The 4,145-nt window shown below is 35.0% G+C and carries 3 protein-coding genes; 1 reads left to right on the top strand and 2 read right to left on the bottom strand.

Translation table 11 applies throughout. The annotated features are described in order from the left end of the window. Positions 1 to 608 precede the first annotated feature (608 nt). Entirely contained in the window at positions 609 to 1,967 is a 1,359-nt protein-coding gene (locus tag A194_RS0115130; RefSeq protein WP_017187639.1) for a YjiH family protein, read from the top strand. Between the two features lie 57 nt (positions 1,968 to 2,024). Here A194_RS0115130 and A194_RS0115135 read toward each other — a convergent pair whose 3' ends face one another. After that, positions 2,025 to 3,260, bottom strand: coding sequence for a helix-turn-helix domain-containing protein (locus A194_RS0115135; protein ID WP_017187640.1), 1,236 nt, complete (start codon positions 3,258 to 3,260; stop codon positions 2,025 to 2,027). Between the two features lie 15 nt (positions 3,261 to 3,275). Next, a partial coding sequence (locus A194_RS0115140) for an aminopeptidase (protein ID WP_017187641.1) occupies positions 3,276 to 4,145 on the bottom strand: 870 nt, incomplete at its 5' end.

Genomic DNA, 4,145 nt, shown 5'->3' on the forward strand with positions numbered 1-4,145 from the left:
TCACTCCTTTTTAATTTATAATGACTTAACTTAACATATGTGGAACTATATTTGAACCTTTAATTCTATTAAATTTTAACACCTAACCCCTTTTTAGTGTCAACGCTTTAAACTAATAAAATAGTTTAAATAAAAATAAGACACTGCAATAGGCAGTGTTCGGCGTTCGATCTATAGTTTTATTTGTTGACTTGTCTCTTTTTTATGTTCGCGATACAACCAACAGATAAAGTTTTTCTCTTTCGAACATAAATCTCTACCTAGTTCAGATTTAAACTCATCACTAGTTTTTCACAAGTTTTCTCCACCTATGTAACCTCCCGATCACGAAAACTATTTACGCTACCTCTCTTTTTACATGTTTCAAAACGGGGCAAATTAATCATTCAAATTCTATTATAATTGTATTATAATATGATGTAAAGTTATTTTTCAGAAAATTTTAAATTGTTATATTCCGAAAACAATTCATTCGGAACGAGAACTTTTCGTCTAACTAACTATTTTCTCTCCTCTACTAAGCTGACAGACTTTTTTGGTTATAATTTTGCATCTTGTTGCATAAACATGAATATGTCATAATATTATTTGGTTAGGGAGGTCTATTGATGGAACAAAAATCTATTTCATTAAAATATCATTTAAAGTTTCTTATTTTATCGGCATTAGGTATTTTCTTCTTCATGACACCAATTACTTACGGTGGGGAGACAAGCATTCCTGTTGCTGTATTAGCAAATGAATTACTAGCATTTCTTGGCGATTTTGCTGTTATACTCATAGTTTTAATCATATCGTTATCTGCGATTCTTTCAGTTATAGCACACTTTGTGCATCAAAATGATTCAAGTAAGTTTTCAAAGGATACGTTAGCTGGGACTTTATTCAATGTAGGACCTGTTTGGATTACCATCCGCCTACTTGGTATGATCTTCGCTATTCTGACGTACTTTCAAATTGGTTGGGAAGGTATTTATTCTGCTGATACTGGCGGTATGTTATTAGATGGACTACTAACATTTTTATTAACAGTCTTTTTATTTGCAGGACTATTGTTACCATTATTACTAAGCTTTGGTTTACTAGAATTAATCGGTGCGTTATTTGCTAAAATTATGCGCCCAGTCTTTAAATTACCAGGCCGTTCAACCGTTGATAACTTAACATCATGGTTTGGTGATGGCACAGTCGGTGTTCTATTAACGAATCAACAATATGAACAAGGTTACTATACGAAACGTGAGGCTGCAGTGATCGGTACGACGTTCTCGGTTGTGTCTATTACGTTTACAATCACAATAATTCAAGAAGTTGACTTAATGCATATGTTCCTACCACTTTATGGAACGATTTTCGTTGCTGGTTTAGTCGCGGCATTAATTATGCCACGTATTCCGCCATTATCTCGCATTCCAAATGAGACCTATACAGGTGAGAAGACTCAATTAGACGAGTCAGTTCCTAGTAATTATAATACTTTTACATGGGGTTATAAGCAGGCTGTAACGCGTGCTGAAAAGTCTCCAGGTATTACAGGTTACATGAAAGCAGCGTCTAAAAATATTTTAGACATGTGGGTTGGCGTCTTACCAATCGTTATGGCTGTTGGTACACTCGGTTTAATTGTTGCTGAAATGACACCATTCTTCACATGGATTGGTACACCGTTTGTACCGATTTTAGAATTGATGCAAGTACCTGAAGCTCAGGCTGCTGCAGAAACGATTTTAATCGGATTTACAGACATGTTCTTACCTGCATTAATGATTGAATCAGTCGGTAATGAAATGACGCGATTCATCGTTGCTGCTTTAAGTGTTGTTCAGTTAATTTATTTATCAGAAGTCGGTGGTGTGCTATTAGCATCTAATATTCCAATTAACTTTAGAAGACTTGTTGCGATCTTCTTACTACGTACTGCTATTACACTACCAGTCATCGTATTTATGGCTCACTTAATTTTCTAATATAACTTTTAATTAAACAAAATCCCCAACGAGTGTAGTCACTTGTTGGGGATTTGTTTATACCATAAAGTCATCACGTGCTAACATAAAGTATTCTGCAGCTTTTTTATATCTATTAAACTGATACAGCAACTTGCCGTATAAATAATAGTAATGCTTTAGTTCAATGCTCTCTCCATTACCTTCAAAGAATGGGATCACTTTCTGTTTTAAGTAGTTCAATAAGCCTTCATCATCATTTTCTAGTCTCATGTTTAACACTTTAAATTTAATTTGATAACGTTGATGGTTGTGCTCATAGGCTAAGATCAAACCTTTTTGAACGTATTCTTTAGCGATGTGATATTGATTAGTCGAAAAGTAAATATAGGATAACAAGTATCTTGAGTTTAAAAAATCACTTTCATTAATATCAAATTGCAATACTCGCTTAAAATAACTTTCCGCCTCACAAAATTCTTTTTTATGAAAGTGGATATAAGCGATATGGTGATAAATATTCGCTCGCGTCTTACCTAATAGATGTTCACCGTCTACTTCTTTTAGCTTGTTAAAATAGGCTTGTGCTGAGTAGAAATCACCAACTAAGCAATAGTTTACTCCTAACACCACTTGGCAATCAATCATTCTTACATAGAATAATTTCTCTTGGAAGATTGAATACGCTTTTTGAGCGTGTTTATTAGATACTAATATTTCATTTAAACGACTGTACACTGTTGCCATCACTAAGTGAAGTTCTGGGTCTTCACGATCTCCTAAAATGTCTTCAGCTTTCTCCAAGTGACTTATAGCATTGTTATAAAGACCTTTTCTTCGGTAATATATGCCGACGAACTTATAAAAACTAAATGGGTCACAAGCTTCAAAAATCATTCGTCTTTTCTCAATGAATTCATACAGCGCATCCGCTTCTTTTAACTGGTCGGTTAATAAACAATAACCAAATTCAGCCAAGAGGTACAAATATTGATCTTCAATATACATATAACCTTTGTCCACTTGTTCAATGAGTTCTTTATGCTTATGTGCCTCAGGGATATGAAAGATATGTATATCGTTTAACCATTGACTCAACCTTTCACGAAACTGTTGATTAGGTTGACCAATTAATTGGTACTGATTAATTTGCAGTCGATTGGTTAACTGAATGACCACATCTTCTTTTAAATCGATTTGACCGTTTTCCAATTTACTTATGTAAGTGACAGAACAGATGCCATCTGCCAACTGTTCTTGGGTGAGCCCCCGCTCTGTCCGATACCACTTAATTGCTTTCCCTATTAACGACATAGTTAATCACCTTGATTACGCACCTTTGATTGCCCATTCACCGTGTTTAATAATTGGTTCTTTATCGCCATCTTTTGTAACACCATATACATTTAGATCAGCTGAACCAACCATAAAGTCTTCGTGAATAAGGCTTGTATTAATACCCTTTTCCTTTAACTCTTCATCTTCTAACTTTTCGCCACCTTCAACGTTAGTTGGATAAGCAGAGCCTAATGCTAAGTGACATGAAGCGTTTTCATCGTACAATGTATTAAAGAAGACTAATTCCGATTGTGAAATAGGTGATGAGTGAGGAACGAGTGCAATTTCACCTAAATACTTCGCCCCTTCATCAGAATCAAGTAAGTGTTTCAACGTCTCTTTACCTTTACTTGCTTCATACTCAACGACTTCACCATCTTTAAATGTTAATTTAAAATCATCAATTAAATTGCCATTGTAGTTTAATGGTTTCGTATTTTGAACTGTTCCGTTTACGCCTCTGAAGTCTGGTGCTGTAAACACTTCTTCAGTTGGCATGTTCGGATTAAATGATGCTCCCGTTTCTGCAACGGCTCCACCACCAGCCCAAACATGGTTTTCTGGAAGTTTAACTGTTAAATCAACGTATTCAGAGCTATATTCTAATGCATCATATTGCTTGTCATTTAAGTAATCACGAATGTGGAATAATGTCTCATTATGATCTTTCCAAGCTTGAATTGGGTCGTTTTGATCAACACGGACAATTTGGAAGATTCGCTTCCACAAATCTTCGACCGCTTTGTCAGCATCATCTGTATTGAAAATTTTCTTTGCCCAAGCTTCTGTTGGAACAGAGACGATTGACCATTGGATTTTGTCATTGATAATATACTTTTTAAAATCTTTCAATGCTTCACT

This window comes from Alkalibacillus haloalkaliphilus C5 (assembly GCF_000269905.1).
Classification (GTDB): Bacteria; Bacillota; Bacilli; order Bacillales; family Alkalibacillaceae; genus Alkalibacillus; species Alkalibacillus haloalkaliphilus_A.